The following is a 16,711-nucleotide window of genomic DNA, read 5'->3' as shown; positions in this document are numbered from 1 at the left end:
TGGAAGATGTACTGTGGTTATCATTCAAGCAAGTATTTTATTCTTAGAAATAAGGCTGTATCAAAATAGGGTTATAATGCGTAATTATTGTATATCATTTGCATCGTTTAAATGCTTTTTAATAAAATGTTGATTATCATTCTAAAGTCGTATGCAGGGTTATTGCTGAGGCCGCATGTCAATCATCAGCATCATCCTGTATGATGAAAGTATCACACGACAAGAAGGAGGAAAATCATGCGCGTCATTATTCGAGCAACAGTCGCAATTGCAGCCATCCTTGTTGCTGCACATTTCCTAAATCACGAAAATCTCTCTACTATTGATAACTACAAAAATGAATTGGCCCAAAGCCAACCTGTTCAAGAAATATTAAATAGTGGTCCTGTACAAAAAGTTCAAAACTTTGACTTTGAGGAATTCTTACCTTCAGATTTCTTTTAAACCTTTAAAAATCACGTCCAATAGATGATGCGAAAAAGAGGCCGAGCCATTAATCTCATAATAAATAGCGCTAAGATGATTGATAATAAAAATCGTCTTAGCGCTTTCTTTTTTATGATAAAACTTTGTATGATATGATTTCGTCACGCGTGTAATAACCACTATTAGTGTTAATAAAATGGTCTTTAATTTATAACGATAATAGATGGTTGATATGATAAGTGATGCTCCCTTGATGTCGATCATGCGTGTGATTCAAGACACGTAAAAAGTCTAAATGCCCTACTTCAGGATAAACAATCGATTTAACTTTTGCACCTAATGCATCAAATTTTTCGTAGGTTGTTTGCGAGTCTTTGTTTGGAAAAATCACATCATCTTCACCTAACAAAAACAGTACTTCTGGCATGTTTTGAATAAGATCAATATCATCTAAATAATCCGCACGCAACGTATACAACAAATCTGTCATCATCGTATCAACTGGTGCAAGATATTGGGTGAAATTAAACACTTCATTATGTTTTTTCGAAACACCTTGCTTCAAGATAAATTCAGGAATACTTTTGACCATTTTATCTTGCTCACCCGGCTTGATATCTTTAACGAGTTCACTCAGTAACTTAGAAAAACGTAACTCTTTGTAATCAATTTTAGCTGCACTATTTAAATAAATTAAATGCTTGATGGGTAACGTATTATAGCCTGCTAACTTTGTCGCAATTAATCCACCCATTGAATAACCGATAATGGACATTTGCTCAATGTGGCCTGCTTCTACAATATCAACAAGTGCTTCGTTCATCCGTATTGCATATTCTGAGAGATCATACTGACCTCGCTCTAGTCCCGTACTTTCTCCACGTCCAGGTGCGTTAATAAAAATGAGCTGCGCATTTTGAAGATATTCTGCAAATAGTGTCATGATCTTGTAATTCATAATCGCACCATGAAGTAAAACGACCGCATGGGTTGCATTCGGGTCACCCATCGTTACAATTTCAAGTTGTGCTTGATGTGCATTTTCTAACACTTTAATATCCGTTTTGTAATTTTCCAATGACATAAAAATTCCTCTATCTAAGGTCTATTGTTTTATTGATAAATATATTATAGTAGAAAAAAGTTTTGGTCAAAAGACTTAGGACGGATTTTAATATTGCTGAACGCCCCAAAGTTTTTCTTCGCATTTTTGAATAATATATTTTAAAACTTCAATTCGTGCTGTTTTCTTATGATCTGCAGCAACAACATACCACGGTGCAGCTTCAGTATTTGTTTTTTCAATCATATCGTGACTTGCTTCCACATACTCGGCCCATTTATCTCGATTGCGCCAATCTTCATCTGTGATTTTCCATTGCTTATCAACATCTTCTTCGCGCGCTTTAAAACGTTTCAATTGTTCATCTTTATCTAATGACAAGAAAAACTTCAATATGATTGCACCGTCATTGACCCACATTTTTTCAAACGCATTAATTTCATCATAAGCACGCATCCATTCTTGTTCAGATGCAAAACCTTCAACACGTTCAACAAGAACGCGCCCATACCAACTGCGATCAAAAATACCGATATGCCCACTTTTAGGCATGGTTTTCGCAAATCGCCATAAATAATGATGATTGAGTTCGACATCTGTCGGTGCACTAATGGCATTAACTTCATAACCTGTTGGATCCAAATAGGTTCTCACGCGTTTTATATTTCCGCCTTTTCCGGCAGCATCCATTCCTTCATAAACGAGGATTAATGGGATTTTTCTTTCATATAATGCAAACTGCAGTTCACGCATTCTTAATTGAAGTGCTTCAATTTTATCTTGATAGGCTTCTTTTGACACTTTGTTTTTAGGTTTGACAAATAAATGCGAGTGAAAAGAGGGCGAAAAATGACCGTCTTTCTTATCTTCACGCTTCTGATGCTTGTCTATAGCCTTAGATAAGCGTTCATGCAAATGCTCATACATTGTTATAATCGCATCTTCTCTATCGCTATAATCAATTTCTTTCCACGTTTGATCTAACATCGGTTTTAATGTCTCTAAATAAACGTCTGGTGAAACAATTTGCTCATACTCTTGTGCTTTCCATCGTGTTAAAGGATTCGATTTCATATGCGCAATATGCTTTTGTCGCTTTTCTTCATTAATATGAATAAAAAATTTAATAATTTCGTGATGGTCGTCTTGTAACATGCATTCAAAGCCTTGAATTTCACTTTTAAGGATTTTTTCATCTTTGTAAAGCGGATATTTAATTTGATGAATTTTATAATCCACAAAATGTGAGTACCAACTTCTAAAATAGATATTGATATGACCTTTCTCGGGTAATGTTTCCCAAAATCGCTGTAAGAAAGGATATCTCAAGTCATATTCAGAAGGGGTTTTTGTCGCAATAAATTTTGTATATTTAGCATCTAAGTTGAGTAGTAAGTCGTTCGTTAAGCGTGTTTTTCCTGATGCAGCTACCCCTTCAAAAACAATCATTATCGGGATGCCAAGTTCGTGGGTTTGTCGTGTGAGTTCCGCAATTTTTAGTCGTAGGGTTTCAAGTTTTTTCATTATTTCACCTCGTCCACTTCTATTAATATATAAGAATATTTTAACTGAATCATGGATTTTTTTCGCCCTTTCTTCAAAAAAAATTAGCTTTACAATTCAAATTTCGTCAATTTCAACCCCCTCTTTTCATTACAGTTTTAATTCATATTGTAATATTTGTAATAAAAGGACGGTTTCAACAATTTTTAAATGCATCGCTAAAAACCTTTCATATCAGCGCTTTATAATGTATTAAACCATTCAGGGTACGACATTTTATATGACAGTTAGATTACAAAAAGAGAAAATGAAAACTGATTGTAATGTTTTGTTATTTACACGTAATTTACAAATAGGTGTTTCGTTGGTAGAGTGTGGTTGTTGAAAATTTTTAGTAAGCTTTTGAAAATGAAAATCTGAAAAATAATTTTTACTGGAGGACTTATTTTATTATGAAGAAAACATTACTTGCATCTTCTTTAGCATTAGCATTAGGAACTACAGGTGTTGCTTTACATTCAGCAGACGCGAATGCCGCAGAAGAAAATATTAATAAAGTAGAATTAGCTCAATTAGCATTAAACAACGATCAATCATTAAATGAACATGCAATTGAAGATGGTGCATACGACTACCACTTCACTGTAAATGGCGTAAACTTCCACTTCTGGTCTGACGGTGTGACATTCGGATGGTCATACGGTTACGGTTCAGGTCAAGAAATGGCACAATCATCAGTAGCACAACCAACTCAAATGGCTGACTACAGTGCACAAGCTTCAGCACACCACGGAAATAATGAAGCTTCAAATGTACAACAATCAAATTACTCAGCACCAGCGAAACAATCAGCACCTTCATACCAAACTTCATCAACTTCATCAAACAGTGCTGGTTCTGTAACATTATCAAACGGCAACACTGCTGGTAGCCACGGTTCAAGAGCAGCACAAATTTTAGCACAACGTACTGGTGTTTCTGCTTCAACTTGGGAACACATCATCGCTCGTGAATCTAATGGTCAATTAAACGCGCGTAACGCTTCAGGTGCGTCAGGTTTATTCCAAACTATGCCAGGTTGGGGACCAACAAATACTTTCGATCAACAAGTGGACGCTGCTACAAAAGCATACAAAGCACAAGGCTTAAGTGCTTGGGGAATGTAATTTAACCCAATATATTATAAAAAAGGATTCCAAAATTGGAATCCTTTTTTATGTTTAATGTTATTTTTCAATCGAGTGACACTATCCCTACTATTTTAAAGCTTTATTTATAACGCTAATTCCTATTCCCTCTCACCCCCATTTTCATTTACAAAGAATGTGCCAACTTGTTGAAGTTCATATAACCTTTTTAGTACGTGTCACTGAACTCAATTTTTTATGCTTTATGTGAAATTCATACTACTTCTAACTTCAATTTCAATAACCTCTCTCTTTTCGTTGTATAAAAAATGATTATATTTTTTGTTTTAAGTAGCAGGTTAAAAGAAATAAGAAGCTATTTTGGCAGTCTTTGATCCCATTTATCACTTTCTGATTTTTGATTAAAGTCAAAATTTTCCATTGTTCCGTTTTATAAAATATGAATTACACACTAATGTAAAATAAGACGTCATTTTATCTTTTGTTTCATTTATGTTACATTCACACTTAAAATTGTTTACAATGGTTTATTCCATCATATGAGTGTGCTATGATGCTTTCAGTAACAAAACGAATTCAGAGAGGAAGACTTTTTAATTATGAAAAAATTAACTACTGCTACGATCGCTACCTTGAGTTTAGTTGGAGTTGGCTACATGGCTTCTAATGACGCCCAAGCAGCAGAACTTAATGAAACATCGCACTACACGACAACATATTCAGAAGCAACTCAAGACTTCGTAACAACAGACGTAAATGGTAACAAACACCATACATTAGACGGAAACTGGGATCCATCAATGTTTAACAACCAAGATTATGTTTTTTATACAGAAAATGGTGATGGAACAGTTGATTATTACTACTACCAAACTAACAACCAAAACTACACTTATCACTATGACTACACTTCAGTTGAAACACCTGTAGTCAATACAAATAATAATACAAATACAAACTATCAATACAGTGCATACAATGCACAATCAACATCAAACGTAACAGTACCTACTACAACAACAAGCCAAGTTAACTACCAAACACAACAAACAGCCACAACAATGGCTACTGAAGCACCTACTTATAATCAAGGTACAGTAACTACAAGTGGACGTTCTATCGCAACAACTGCATCTGGATCAAACTTATATACTTCTGGTCAATGTACTTACTATGCATTTGAACGTGCAGGCGGTAAAATTGGTTCAACTTGGGGCAATGCGAATAACTGGGCAAACGCAGCGCGTTCAGCTGGATACACAGTAAACAACAAACCAACTGCAGGTGCAATCATGCAAACGTCTGCTGGGGCATATGGACACGTTGCTTACGTTGAAAGTGTCGGTTCAAATGGTTCAGTAACAGTGTCTGAAATGAACTATGGCCACGGTGCTGGTGTTGTCACTTCACGTACGATCTCTGCAAGCCAAGCTGCAGGTTATAACTTTATTCACTAATCGCTAGTTAATATATAATAAATCGGGACATCAATACTAAAATAAGAAGCGCTAAGATGATTCTTAACAGAAAATCGTCTTAGCGCTTCTTTTTATAATAAAACTGCTATGATATAACTTCGTTTCCTCTTCAATTAAGCCAAATTGAGTTGAGATTTTAGCCCCTAAGCAAGCTGTTCATGTTTTCGTGCACACAGCTATGATATATGAATCATTTCCTTCCATATAATTAGCTACGTGCTACTTTGAAACAAAATCATTGTGCTGAATACATATGCCTTATAAAATAATATTACTTATTTATATAAGGAGGATATATGAAACGTTCCTTATTTTTTATACTTTTTTGTATGACCACGCTAGGGGGGGCTTTTACTGCGCTTCGGAATGACCACACGCTCAAGTCACAGCTCACACATTGGTATACAGCTCAATATGAAAAGTATGTACATCCCGATCGAAAAACACATGGATTTGGAAAGTATAACCATGGTTTATCATTTAATGGTGATTCACGTCATTATGGTATCGATTACGCATTACCTGAAAACACGAAAATTCTTGCACCAACACACGGTACTGTGACACGTACATTTAAAAATAAATTAGGTGGCAATGTTTTAGAGATTCGCGAAGCTAACGGCACACATTATCAATGGTTTATGCATTTAAACCGATATAAAGTTAAAGTGGGTGATACTGTCTCTCCTGGAGAAGTCATCGCACAATCTGGTAATACGGGGGAACAAACAACAGGCCCTCACCTCCATTTCCAACGTATGAAAGGCGGTATTGGTAATCGTTTTGCCGAAGATCCTGAACCTTTTATTAATCAATTGCCACATCAACAACGTAGCCTTTATCGCATTGAATAAGGACATATTGAGAAATCAATGCACCGTTCGATTTCTTAATATGTCCTTTTGACATAGCGTTTTATTTATACCAACGTTTCATATACGTTGTATGCATGCTTATTAATGACATCAGGTTATTCTTCCAAATAGGGATGATGCGTTGTATTTTGATTGCTCACATCATCTTGTTGAATATTGAGATGAATACGTTGCATTTTGCGTTCAACATTTGCAATTTCAAGCGCACATTCTTTCAATGTATGACGATAAACGTCTGTATTGCCATTTGTATTTTTATAATGCAATTTATGTTCTAAACTTGCCCACATATCCATCCCGATTGTACGTAATTGGATTTCAACGGGTGTCTCAACAGTCCCATCTGTCAAAAATATAGGGACTGAAACAACAATGTGTAAACTTTTATAGCCGTTTTGCTTAGGCACTTCGATGTAATCTTTACGCTTCAACAATTTAATGTCTGCTTGTTTTAACAATAGTTGCTCCACAGTATAAATGTCATCGATATAATTACAGACGACTCGAATTCCTGCAATATCCATAATATGTGTTTGTGCAGCTTTCGCGGTAATTTCGATGCCTTTTCTTTTAAGTTTTTGGAGTAAACTTGGTATCTTTTTCACTCGTCGCTCCATATGATGAATTGGATTATGTGCATTTTTGACTTGGAAATCCTCGTCTAGTATCCTCAATTTTGTGCTAATCTCTTCTAAAGCTGCACGATACGAATGTTCGAGTGCTACAAATGCGATAATTTCCTCAGGTTGGTCCAAATGCTTTAAATCCTCAATTCGATAGCTTGCAAATTCATGCTTCAAACTTTGAACATTGATTGGCGCGTTTTTTTCTACAAACATGTTCTCACCCCATATTGATTGGATACGCGTTTTATCATTTTTTGTCTTTACTCCCATGTCATCGATGTTTTCACTACTTACCACTTTACTACTTATGATTGTATTATCGAATTTTTAGCTAAAAATTGCAAAAAAAGTGATAGCAACAGATTCAAATCTGGTCTATTACCATCAATTTGTTCATCAGTCACTATCACTTTAATTATGTGGCAAATGATCTCATTTAAGGAAATGAAAGTTACGTTCATTTTAGCCTTGGGGATGGAGAACATATTCGCAATGAAGCCACTCTTTACACAGCGAATAGCAATGTCTCTTTAGGTTTAACGATATTGAACGATTCTGTCTACATCTAAACGTGCACTTGGACGACCTTCTTGCGCTGCTTTACCAATTGCTACGATCATAACAGGTACATAACGTTGAGGATCTAATCCTAAACCTTCAGCAATTTTTTCTCTTTCAAAGCCACCAATTGGGTTCGTATCATAACCATGTTCACGTGCAACTAACATTAACTGCATCGCAGCTAAACTGCTGTCCACTTTAACGATGTCATTCATTGATTGTTGATCAAGACCTTCATACATACCTACAAAACGTTTAACAAGGTCAACTTTAACATCTTCTGGCATAAAGCCTTGTTCAACTGCAGAACCATAGATTTCTTCTGCATATTCATAATTTAACATATCACCGAAAATAACAATCATCGCTGCAGATGAATCGTTTTGACGTGTATTAAATTGAACAAGTGGACGTAATGTATCTTTACCTTCTTCTGTATCAACTACTACAAAGCGCCATGGTTGCATGTTAATTGATGAAGGTGCTAACGTCGCTTTTCTAATCATCTCATTCATTTCTGAACGTGGAATTTTAACAGATTCGTCAAATAATTTTACCGAACGTCTTCCTGTCATTATTTCCTCAAAGTTTTGATTAAGTGCCATAAGTATCACCTTTCTTTTATTTTTATAATAATCCATTTAATCAAGTGCTATTTGATTATATTTTATACCTTCTTTTGAATCAAGAGAAAAGTGTTATAATAGAAATAATCACTTCTATATACTGGGGGTCTGAAAATGACAAATCAAGATAAAAATTTAAATAAAGAATTATGCTTTTTATTTTATGTCGCTTCCAAAGAAGTCATTAAAAAGTATAGCACGCATTTAAAAAATTATAATCTCACATATACAGGTTATATTACATTGATTTCAATAGAAGATGATGAAGTGATCAATATTAAACGTTTAGGTGACCGAATTTATTTAAATTCAGGTACACTCACACCACTTATTAAAAAGTTGGTTGCTCAAGGATTTGTTGAAAAAATTAGAAACCCTGAAGACGAACGTAACCTTAATATTTCATTGACCGATGAAGGGCGTCAACTGAAGCAACAATTAAGAAATGTCACTGTTGATGCCTGTGCTTCACTTAAATTTGAAGGCAATGATTTGGCAGATATGGTTGGTATTTTACAACGTTTTCTAGATAATAACTTTCCTTCAAATCCAACGGCACTGTAAAACACCAAAATAGGTCGTTGATACACTTCAACTCACCTTGTCACGTTGACTAGGTGAGTTTTTCTTTTTAGCAACTTAGAGTCTCTTCTCTATTTAAAGCTATTCCAATACTTATAAAATAAATATGAAACGCCAACATGCAATGGCGCCTGTGTTAAACGATAAATCGGCCAAGGTAATCTCGGCACAAAATCATGCAAAGCGATTAAGCAAGTCGTTGTTGCCCCTTCTAAACGTCTAAACTCTAACCTTGGAATCCGACCGCTTCTTTTAACAAGCAATCCCCCTGTAATATTGAGTACCACGCTTTTAACAGGATCACTTGTGGTGTCGTGATACATTTGAATAAGGGGTAACTTGAATGGCATTAAAATAATTGTAAAACGTGTTCCATCATAGACACCATTAATCAATCGGCCATTCAATGTCTTAAGAAAGCGACCATACATAGACGTAACACCATCCATGGACACATTTTCAGGAATTTCAAGGGCCTGTATAGAACGTACAGTTTGTGTTTCTTTACTCAGTTGGTAAAGTGCACGTTTTCCCCATTTTAAATGTCTCACTTTTATTTTTTGATGAATCACATCAATATTAAAAGCTGCCAATGTTTGTTCAAGTATAGGATTGAGGTGTGCTTGAATTGCTAAACATTTTTGGACGCCCGCTTGATGCATAGCGGTTGCTAAATTATCATAGATGAGTCGTTCCAAATTGATAACCCGTCCTTGTGTCAAGGCGTTGTTAGAATAATGTGGGTCTCCAATGATAACGACAAAAGCAATATCTTCTAGCGCCTTTCCAACAGCTGCTTTGTTAAATAAATCAATATGGCGTGTTCGCCCATTCGTCGTTTGTGCCATAGTAGGTGACACTTGTACATAAACTTTATGACCTTGCTCCCGCATCATATTTACATATTCATGGGTGTAAGGTTGACCGTCTGTGATGACTAAAGTATTGACCATCCTACTCACTCTTTCGTTTTTTCAATTTAAACGTATTATACCAATTTTTTAATCGATAATGAATCGAATAAGCGCCATAGCGATACTTGATCTCCATATTACTTATCATCAACGTGTTCTACTATGGTAACTTACTTCTTACAAACTAACTTTTCGACGCTCTGTATAAAGATAGGGTTGGAACCGTATCGCTCCAACCCTATCTATAACATAGAATCACTAAAAGCTTAGAATCTTATTTTAAGTTAAGCCCTTTTTCCAATTCATCAATTTGTTTAATTGTCGTAGTCGTTGAACCAGATGCAAAATACCATAATTTTGGATCTACTTCGACAACTTTTTTATCTTTGATTGCTTTTACATTTTTAAGCACATCATTGCTAAGCACCTGTTTAGCTGAAGATTGTTCACCTATCGCTTGACCACGATCCATCGCAAAAATAATACCAGGATTTTTCTCACTGACATATTCGTTTGTCACATTCTGACCATGTCTACTACTCTTAATATTGTGATCAGCAGGTTTAAATCCTAATGTATCATAAACTAAATTACCAAAACGGTCACCAGCGCCAAAAGTTGATAATTCACCTTCATTAACAAGTAAATACATTGCTTTTTCATCAATGTCTTTCGTTTTTGCTTTCATTTCATCAATCTTTTGTTCTAAATCTTTAACAAGTTGATTCGCTTTATCTGATTGACCATAAATCTTACCTAAATTTTCAGTATTTGTTTTCATAGAAGATACATAATTTTTATCATTAGCACCCATATAAATTAATTTTGCATTAGGGGCTGCTTTTTTTAATTCATCAATATTTTTCTGTGACGCTGTTCTTGGTGATAAATAAATAACATCTGGTTTTGCTTTTGCGACAACATCAAAATTAATTTCTTTCAAACTTCCTGTATTCGCATAGCGGTCATCTTTAAACTCATCTAAGAAATCTGGAAGTGATGCATTGCCTTCACCTTTTGGTAACGCGACAATCTTATCTTCTAATCCAAGGGCTTTCATCGTATCGACCGTACCATAATCAAAAACGACTGCTTTTTCAGGATCTTTATCTAATTTCACTGTATCTTGATATGATTTGTCTTCGCTGCCATCTTTAGCTTCCCCTCTTAAAGTGAAATCATTTTTAATTTCAACCGCTTTTTTGCTATCTGCTCCTTTCGTTTCTTCTTTTTTATCATTGTTTTGATTACCACATGCGACTAAAATCACCATGAGTGTCATCATTAATAATAGACCTAGTTTTTTCATTGTTTTCCTCCACATACTTAAGCTATTTAATCGTGTTGCTTTTAATGATATACATCATTATTCATCAAAATAAATACAAATCTGTTGACCACGAATTTCTTCTATTTTGACATCCATTTCATAAAGTTCTTTTAATACGGCTGTATGAATGACTTCGCGTTTAGGTGCCACTTTGACCAATTTGCCCCCCTTCAGAGCGACAATACGATCTGAATATACAGAAGCAAAATTAATATCATGTAATACAACCACAATGGTCTTATTGTGAAAAGCAGCCAGTTCACGTAACGTCTGCATAATTTGGACAGAATGCTTCATATCCAAATTATTTAAAGGCTCATCTAATAAAATGTAATCCGTATCCTGCGCAATCGTCATCGCAATATAAGCACGTTGACGCTGACCTCCGGATAACGTTTTAAGATAACGATGTCGAATTTCTTCCAACTTTAATAATGAGAGTGCTTCATTAACTTTTTCTTTATCCTCATTCTTTAAATAGCCCTTCGAATAAGGAAAGCGACCAAAATTAACGAGCTGTTCAACGGTAATATTTAACTCCGTATGATTGGTTTGTTTCAGGATGGATAAACGTTGCGCAAGTGTCTGACTTTGATACGTTTCAATTGCTTGTCCCTCGATTTCAATAGATCCAGAATCAAATGAACTCAAACGACTCATTGCTGAAAGTAATGTACTCTTTCCAGCCCCGTTCGGACCAATCAAAGATGTTAATTTTCCTTTTTCAATATCAACATCAATATCTTTGAGTATCTCTTTACCATCGATAGATTGGTTTAATCCTCGAATACAAATCATGCCGCTGTCCTCCTTCTCATTAATAAGTAAATAAAGTAAATACCACCAATTAAATTAATCAGTATACTCACTTGTGTTGTTGCTTCGAATAAGTGTTCCACAATCCACTGTGCTAAAAATAAACTGATCCAACTGATACAAATTGTTGCAGGTAATATATAGCGATGCTCAAATGTTTTCATTAACTCATGGGCTAAGTTAATTGTTAAAAGACCTAAAAAGGTAATCGGCCCCACTAAAGCTGTTGCAATAGCGACTAATAGTGCGACAAGAATTAACAGTAAGCGTGTGACCACATTGTAATTCACACCTAAATTAATCGCTTGGGCTCTCCCTAATAAGAGAACGTCTAAATAAGGAATAATTGCCACTGTAATACCAAGCAATACAAGTAACACAACCGCACAAATCATTACAAGCGGTGTTTGAGATGCATCAAAATTTGCAAACATAGCACTTTGCACGGCTAAGAAATCTTCTGGGTTAATTAAGAGCTCAAGAAAACCGGTGATACTTCTAAAAAATGTCCCTAGAATAACACCAATCAGTAAAATAAAATAGACAGAAAACTGACCGAATTTGAAAATGACTTCAAATAAAAGCAATGCAAATATGACCATAGCAATAAGCGATATTGAAAAATTTAAATAAAAAGAATGAACTAAGACTGAATTCACCCCAAATACAAATAATATCAATACTTTACTAAACAAGTAGACAGCATCTAATCCCATAATGGACGGGGTTAATAGTCGATTGACGGTAATCGACTGAAAAACAACTGTCGATGCGGATATCGCAGCGCCAACTAATAAAATTAAGAAAAACTTTCTAAGTCGACTTGAAATTTGGTATGCAAATATTTCGAAATCAATTCCGATCAATAAATACATCAAAGCTGTAATCACTGTACCTATCATTAGAAAGATAAGTGTTCTCAAAGGTTTATTGTTCATAATGTCGACGTCCTTTCATTAACATCACAATAAAAACAAATGTGCCAAAAATACCAATCGTTAATCCAATATTGATTTCGTATGGATAAACGATAAGACGTCCAAAAATGTCAGAAATCATCACAAAAATCGCGCCAAGAAGCGCTGTTTGTGGCAGCGCATTTTTTAAATGATCACCTTTAAAAATTGAAACAATATTCGGTACAATTAACCCTAAGAAAGGTAACGTCCCAACAGTGACTACAACAAGCGCAGTCATCGTGGCAGTAATAAACAAGCCTATATTCATAATCCATTCATAATTTAAGCCAAGATTTTTACTGAAATCACGTCCCATTCCAGCAATCGTAAATTGATTTGCAAAAATATATGTAACAATGAGTAGCGGTATACTCAAATACAAAACTTCATAGCGCCCGCTCGTAATTATCGCGAAATTACCATTTAGCCAATTGCCAATACTCTGAACAGCGTTTGTTCTTAGTGCAATAAAGGTCGCAAAACTAGAGACAATCCCACCAAGCATGATGCCGATGAGCGGTACAAAGATCACATCTTTGAACTTAATCCGTTGCACAATTTGAACAAACATAAATGTTCCAAATAAGCTGCATAAAACGGCGAAAACCAATTTTAAAAGGATATGTTGTTTTGGGAAAAAGATAAGTGATATTAAAATGCCTAATTTTGCCCATTCCATCGTCCCTGCAGTCGTTGGACTCACAAATTTGTTTTGCATCATTTGTTGCATAATGAGGCCTGCAAGTGCTAGAGCACTCCCAGAAATTAATATACTTACTGTTCTTGGTATTCGACTTGCCCATAAAATATTCAGTTGATGCGCATTAAATTGAAATAGCTCAGTGATAGGGACACGACTCACACCTATAAATAAAGAGCAGACAGTGAGCACACTTAGGATCAAGAACAACACATAAACATTCATTATCACGCGCATTATTCTGGCTCCTTAAAAAGCAAAATATTGATAATGATTTTCATTATCAATAAAATTTTAGCATTAAGCCAACTTTTACACAATATTAAATTTAAATTTTCAATTAAGCTTAAATCCAGTTCTCATTTAAAAATAATTGTTAAATACTTATCAACGTTCATCACAATGTGAACATCAAAATAAAAAAGCCACATCATTTCGCGCACACTGCATTTAAGAATACAGTTTTATTGCAAATGATGTGGAAATTGAAATCTGCATATGATAATTGTCAGCAGTGAACATAGAAACGCGGTTTGACTGCGTGATGCAATGTCCATCTTAAAATACAGCTCAAAAGAACTCCAAGTGTTTGAGCAACCTACTCAAAACGTCATTGTCAGTTGTCATGATGATACATTCTTAATGCGAGTCTACATCAAGCTATAAATAAACATTAACATAATTGTCAGCGTTGTAATAACGGCTGTAATCACCGCCCAATTATTCGGACTGATTTTACCAGGTTTTGCTGTACGTTTAAACGCACGAATGGTAATGACCCAAGCTATCACCGTTAAAACCGATAAAATCACTATAAAGAACATGGTGTTCACTTCCTGCACCTCCAATGTCATCTCGTGAATAATATCATATTATCATATTTATCAATATAAAATTAAAAAAATCGTCATGGCGTGTAGGGGTAGCCATGACGATTCTTTATTCATTAATAGAACAACATCAATAAGATTGGAAGCATAACGGAACTTAAAACGGCAGATAAAATCATGCCGATTGAGCTAAATGCGCCTGACTCTAAGTCCATCTCTAAAGCACGTGCAGTACCAAATGCATGAGAAGCATTACCAAATGTCATCCCACGTGCGATAGAAGTTTGAAAATTCGTCATGCGCACAAGTGTTGCACCTATCATACTTCCGACGAGACCAGTAGCAATAATAAACATAATTGTCACTGTATCTTCGCCGCCGAGCTGATGTGACACTTGCACTCCGACCGCGGCTGTAATCGACCGAGGTAACAAAGTCACGATATCTTCGCGACCGTAACCGAGTAACTTTAAAGTAAAATAAATTAGGGAAAAGTTTAAAGTGACCGCAGTTAACACACTGACGAAGATTGTTTTGAAGTATTTTAAAATCTTGTGACGATTTAAGTACAATGGAAAAGCCAAACAAACGACGGTAGATCCGAGTAATTGATTAATCCATTGTCCCCCAACCATATAACTGTGATAATCGAGACGAAATAAGAGTAATATAATAATGACACTTATAGATGTGATTAAAACAGGGTTAAGAATAGGAAATTTAAACTTTGTATATAATTTTCTAGACAGTATATACATCACGACTGTCAACGCAATCATTGCAACGCCCTGTAAAAATATCATGATTGCTCATGCCCTTTGCGAAATACACGTCCTGTTGTCATTTTTTCAGCAACTAAACCTGAACTATAAGCGACAAGTACAGTCCCTAAAACAACAAGCGAGAAAAAGACAACGAAGTTTAAATTTAATTCAGAAACCACATCCATCACGCCTATCACAGAAGGAATGAAGAAAAACACCATCGTAGCGAGTAGAAAATTTGCGCCCTCTTTAATCCATTCTACTTTCACGATTTTGAACTGCAGTAAAATAAAAAATAGGATTAATCCAACAATACTTCCTGCAAGTGGGATGTGAAATAATTGTTGAATCCCGTTACCTAATAATGTAATGCCGTATATGATGAGTAATTGTGATAACACTTTAAAACACTTTTTCAACTTAATCATTTCATCCACCCTTTTCTTCATTCGAATGATTCTATTGTAAAGGGTGATGATACATAAGAAAAATATTGGTTTTTCATATCAATCATTACTTTTGTCTATGATAACGCTATCTCCTTGTTGTGCCAATGGTAGATGGATATTTAGGTAGTCCAAAAAAGTTTTTGTAGCATGGTTAAGATGGACATCTTTTTTCCATATCACACCCATCTCCCAATCTAACGTGACATCACTCAGTTGTAAGACTCTGATTTCTGGATTTTGAGCAATGATACGCACGATGTTCTCAGGCAATATACTAATCCCCATCTTGGCAGTAATTAAATGCTCAATAAAACGCCATTGCGAAATTTTAGAAACAATATGCGGAACGAACCCCGCTTGGCGTGTTACCGCAATGATTTTATCATTCAAATAAAAATCCTCATTAAACATCACAAAATCTTCGTCTTTTAAATCAGAAATTGTCACACTTTGTTGGTGTGCTAACGGATGGAGATGATGCATCACCACTTCAAAGCGCTCTGAATAGAGTGGGAATGAATCGAATTCTTGGTTATTTACTGGTAATGACGTTAACCCTAAATGGATATCATTGTTTCTCACTTGAGCTTCAATCGTTTTCCCGCCGTTCTCATTCAGATTAAAAACGACATCCGGATACTTTTGATGAAATTCTCCCAACACTTGTCCAAATCTTTCCATATCCATAATGGCAGATAATCCAATGGAAACATAACCTTTCTCTATTCCGAGTAAACTACTGATTTCAAAAGGTAAGCTATCATATAAATTTAATATTTCACATGCTTTATTAAAGAAAACTTCACCCACATCCGTTAAGTTCAGTTGCCGCTTCGAACGATCAAATAATGGCTCTCCTAACTCTAATTCTAGCTCTTTGATTGCCTTACTAATTGTTGGCTGTGCAATATACAATGTTTCCGCTGCACGTGTCATCCCTTCTTGACGTACAACTTCTACAAAGTATTTCATTTGTTTGATATCCAAACGATAACCCTCCATTCTTTCTCTTTATTATAGCCCAATGCCTCTTACAAATTGTAACGTGCACAACGGTCTCA

At 35.3% G+C, this 16,711-nt stretch carries 18 protein-coding genes; 5 read left to right on the top strand and 13 right to left on the bottom strand.

Annotation, left to right across the window (positions count from 1 at the left end; all coding sequences use genetic code 11):
• The first annotated feature begins 237 nt into the window (after window positions 1-237).
• Entirely contained in the window at window positions 238-444 is a 207-nt protein-coding gene (locus tag KM149_RS02230) for a hypothetical protein (protein WP_050329956.1), read from the top strand.
• Window positions 445-634: 190 nt separating this feature from the next.
• On the opposite strand, the gene KM149_RS02225 is transcribed toward KM149_RS02230, so the two are convergent.
• A complete protein-coding gene (locus KM149_RS02225; protein ID WP_050345184.1) occupies window positions 635-1,510 on the bottom strand; it encodes an alpha/beta hydrolase in 876 nt (291 codons plus the stop codon).
• 87 nt (window positions 1,511-1,597) lie between these two features.
• Complete coding sequence (locus tag KM149_RS02220; RefSeq protein WP_214971340.1) at window positions 1,598-3,016, bottom strand: phosphate--AMP phosphotransferase; 1,419 nt, start codon at window positions 3,014-3,016, stop codon at window positions 1,598-1,600.
• A gap of 428 nt (window positions 3,017-3,444) precedes the next feature.
• Here KM149_RS02220 and KM149_RS02215 point away from each other — a divergent pair, with 428 nt between their 5' ends.
• From KM149_RS02215 to KM149_RS02205, 3 genes are all read left to right on the top strand, one after another.
• On the top strand, window positions 3,445-4,158 hold the full coding sequence (locus tag KM149_RS02215) for a lysozyme family protein (RefSeq protein ID WP_103356315.1): 714 nt from the start codon (window positions 3,445-3,447) through the stop codon (window positions 4,156-4,158).
• A gap of 581 nt (window positions 4,159-4,739) precedes the next feature.
• Window positions 4,740-5,597 (top strand): CHAP domain-containing protein, encoded by an 858-nt coding sequence (locus tag KM149_RS02210; RefSeq protein WP_050345181.1) that lies wholly within the window; start codon window positions 4,740-4,742, stop codon window positions 5,595-5,597.
• 317 nt (window positions 5,598-5,914) lie between these two features.
• The gene (locus KM149_RS02205) at window positions 5,915-6,472 is read left to right on the top strand and encodes a M23 family metallopeptidase (RefSeq protein WP_214971276.1); all 558 of its coding nucleotides are present in this window, start codon (window positions 5,915-5,917) and stop codon (window positions 6,470-6,472) included.
• A gap of 116 nt (window positions 6,473-6,588) precedes the next feature.
• Here KM149_RS02205 and KM149_RS02200 read toward each other — a convergent pair whose 3' ends face one another.
• Both KM149_RS02200 and KM149_RS02195 read right to left on the bottom strand, forming a co-directional pair.
• On the bottom strand, window positions 6,589-7,332 hold the full coding sequence (locus KM149_RS02200) for a GTP pyrophosphokinase (protein ID WP_165545264.1): 744 nt from the start codon (window positions 7,330-7,332) through the stop codon (window positions 6,589-6,591).
• A 323-nt stretch (window positions 7,333-7,655) separates the two neighbouring features.
• The gene (locus KM149_RS02195; RefSeq protein WP_016426117.1) at window positions 7,656-8,285 is read right to left on the bottom strand and encodes a nitroreductase family protein; all 630 of its coding nucleotides are present in this window, start codon (window positions 8,283-8,285) and stop codon (window positions 7,656-7,658) included.
• Between the two features lie 135 nt (window positions 8,286-8,420).
• Between KM149_RS02195 and KM149_RS02190 the strand changes: the two genes are divergently transcribed.
• Complete coding sequence (locus KM149_RS02190) at window positions 8,421-8,870, top strand: MarR family winged helix-turn-helix transcriptional regulator (protein ID WP_060829405.1); 450 nt, start codon at window positions 8,421-8,423, stop codon at window positions 8,868-8,870.
• Between the two features lie 89 nt (window positions 8,871-8,959).
• On the opposite strand, the gene KM149_RS02185 is transcribed toward KM149_RS02190, so the two are convergent.
• From KM149_RS02185 to cidR, 9 genes are all read right to left on the bottom strand, one after another.
• A complete protein-coding gene (locus tag KM149_RS02185) occupies window positions 8,960-9,841 on the bottom strand; it encodes a hypothetical protein (RefSeq protein ID WP_182281025.1) in 882 nt (293 codons plus the stop codon).
• 235 nt (window positions 9,842-10,076) lie between these two features.
• Window positions 10,077-11,111, bottom strand: a complete 1,035-nt coding sequence (locus tag KM149_RS02180) for a ferrated catecholamine ABC transporter substrate-binding lipoprotein SstD (protein WP_214971282.1) — start codon at window positions 11,109-11,111, stop codon at window positions 10,077-10,079.
• Window positions 11,112-11,168: 57 nt separating this feature from the next.
• Window positions 11,169-11,930 (bottom strand): iron ABC transporter ATP-binding protein, encoded by a 762-nt coding sequence (locus tag KM149_RS02175; protein ID WP_214971286.1) that lies wholly within the window; start codon window positions 11,928-11,930, stop codon window positions 11,169-11,171.
• Window positions 11,927-12,886, bottom strand: coding sequence for an iron chelate uptake ABC transporter family permease subunit (locus KM149_RS02170; RefSeq protein ID WP_050345177.1), 960 nt, complete (start codon window positions 12,884-12,886; stop codon window positions 11,927-11,929). The genes KM149_RS02175 and KM149_RS02170 overlap by 4 nt, the downstream gene beginning before the upstream one ends.
• Complete coding sequence (locus KM149_RS02165; protein WP_050329942.1) at window positions 12,876-13,844, bottom strand: ABC transporter permease; 969 nt, start codon at window positions 13,842-13,844, stop codon at window positions 12,876-12,878. The genes KM149_RS02170 and KM149_RS02165 overlap by 11 nt, the downstream gene beginning before the upstream one ends.
• A gap of 413 nt (window positions 13,845-14,257) precedes the next feature.
• Window positions 14,258-14,440 (bottom strand): hypothetical protein, encoded by a 183-nt coding sequence (locus KM149_RS02160; protein ID WP_214971343.1) that lies wholly within the window; start codon window positions 14,438-14,440, stop codon window positions 14,258-14,260.
• Between the two features lie 113 nt (window positions 14,441-14,553).
• Window positions 14,554-15,240, bottom strand: a complete 687-nt coding sequence (locus KM149_RS02155) for an LrgB family protein (RefSeq protein ID WP_214971289.1) — start codon at window positions 15,238-15,240, stop codon at window positions 14,554-14,556.
• A complete protein-coding gene (locus KM149_RS02150; protein ID WP_050329938.1) occupies window positions 15,237-15,629 on the bottom strand; it encodes a CidA/LrgA family protein in 393 nt (130 codons plus the stop codon). Before KM149_RS02150 ends, KM149_RS02155 begins: the two co-directional genes overlap by 4 nt.
• 78 nt (window positions 15,630-15,707) lie before the next feature.
• A complete protein-coding gene (cidR, locus tag KM149_RS02145) occupies window positions 15,708-16,637 on the bottom strand; it encodes a cidABC operon transcriptional activator CidR (protein ID WP_060829400.1) in 930 nt (309 codons plus the stop codon).
• Window positions 16,638-16,711 lie beyond the last annotated feature (74 nt).

Source organism: Staphylococcus coagulans (assembly GCF_022557135.1).
Classification (GTDB): domain Bacteria; phylum Bacillota; class Bacilli; order Staphylococcales; family Staphylococcaceae; genus Staphylococcus; species Staphylococcus coagulans.
The sequence above is the reverse complement of the archived record's forward strand: the minus strand, read 5'-3'. Positions and strand labels throughout refer to the sequence as shown.

What these genes read in the sequence shown, in the direction of transcription:
- KM149_RS02205 (WP_214971276.1), top strand. Translation starts at nt 5,915, where the DNA reads ATGAAACGTTCCTTATTTTTTATACTTTTTTGTATGACCACGCTAGGG.
- KM149_RS02195 (WP_016426117.1), bottom strand. Translation starts at nt 8,285, where the DNA reads ATGGCACTTAATCAAAACTTTGAGGAAATAATGACAGGAAGACGTTCG.
- KM149_RS02210 (WP_050345181.1), top strand. Translation starts at nt 4,740, where the DNA reads ATGAAAAAATTAACTACTGCTACGATCGCTACCTTGAGTTTAGTTGGA.
- KM149_RS02155 (WP_214971289.1), bottom strand. Translation starts at nt 15,240, where the DNA reads ATGATATTTTTACAGGGCGTTGCAATGATTGCGTTGACAGTCGTGATG.
- KM149_RS02165 (WP_050329942.1), bottom strand. Translation starts at nt 13,844, where the DNA reads ATGCGCGTGATAATGAATGTTTATGTGTTGTTCTTGATCCTAAGTGTG.
- KM149_RS02230 (WP_050329956.1), top strand. Translation starts at nt 238, where the DNA reads ATGCGCGTCATTATTCGAGCAACAGTCGCAATTGCAGCCATCCTTGTT.
- KM149_RS02185 (WP_182281025.1), bottom strand. Translation starts at nt 9,841, where the DNA reads ATGGTCAATACTTTAGTCATCACAGACGGTCAACCTTACACCCATGAA.
- KM149_RS02150 (WP_050329938.1), bottom strand. Translation starts at nt 15,629, where the DNA reads ATGATTAAGTTGAAAAAGTGTTTTAAAGTGTTATCACAATTACTCATC.
- KM149_RS02170 (WP_050345177.1), bottom strand. Translation starts at nt 12,886, where the DNA reads ATGAACAATAAACCTTTGAGAACACTTATCTTTCTAATGATAGGTACA.
- KM149_RS02190 (WP_060829405.1), top strand. Translation starts at nt 8,421, where the DNA reads ATGACAAATCAAGATAAAAATTTAAATAAAGAATTATGCTTTTTATTT.
- KM149_RS02200 (WP_165545264.1), bottom strand. Translation starts at nt 7,332, where the DNA reads ATGTTTGTAGAAAAAAACGCGCCAATCAATGTTCAAAGTTTGAAGCAT.
- KM149_RS02215 (WP_103356315.1), top strand. Translation starts at nt 3,445, where the DNA reads ATGAAGAAAACATTACTTGCATCTTCTTTAGCATTAGCATTAGGAACT.
- KM149_RS02180 (WP_214971282.1), bottom strand. Translation starts at nt 11,111, where the DNA reads ATGAAAAAACTAGGTCTATTATTAATGATGACACTCATGGTGATTTTA.
- KM149_RS02225 (WP_050345184.1), bottom strand. Translation starts at nt 1,510, where the DNA reads ATGTCATTGGAAAATTACAAAACGGATATTAAAGTGTTAGAAAATGCA.
- KM149_RS02175 (WP_214971286.1), bottom strand. Translation starts at nt 11,930, where the DNA reads ATGATTTGTATTCGAGGATTAAACCAATCTATCGATGGTAAAGAGATA.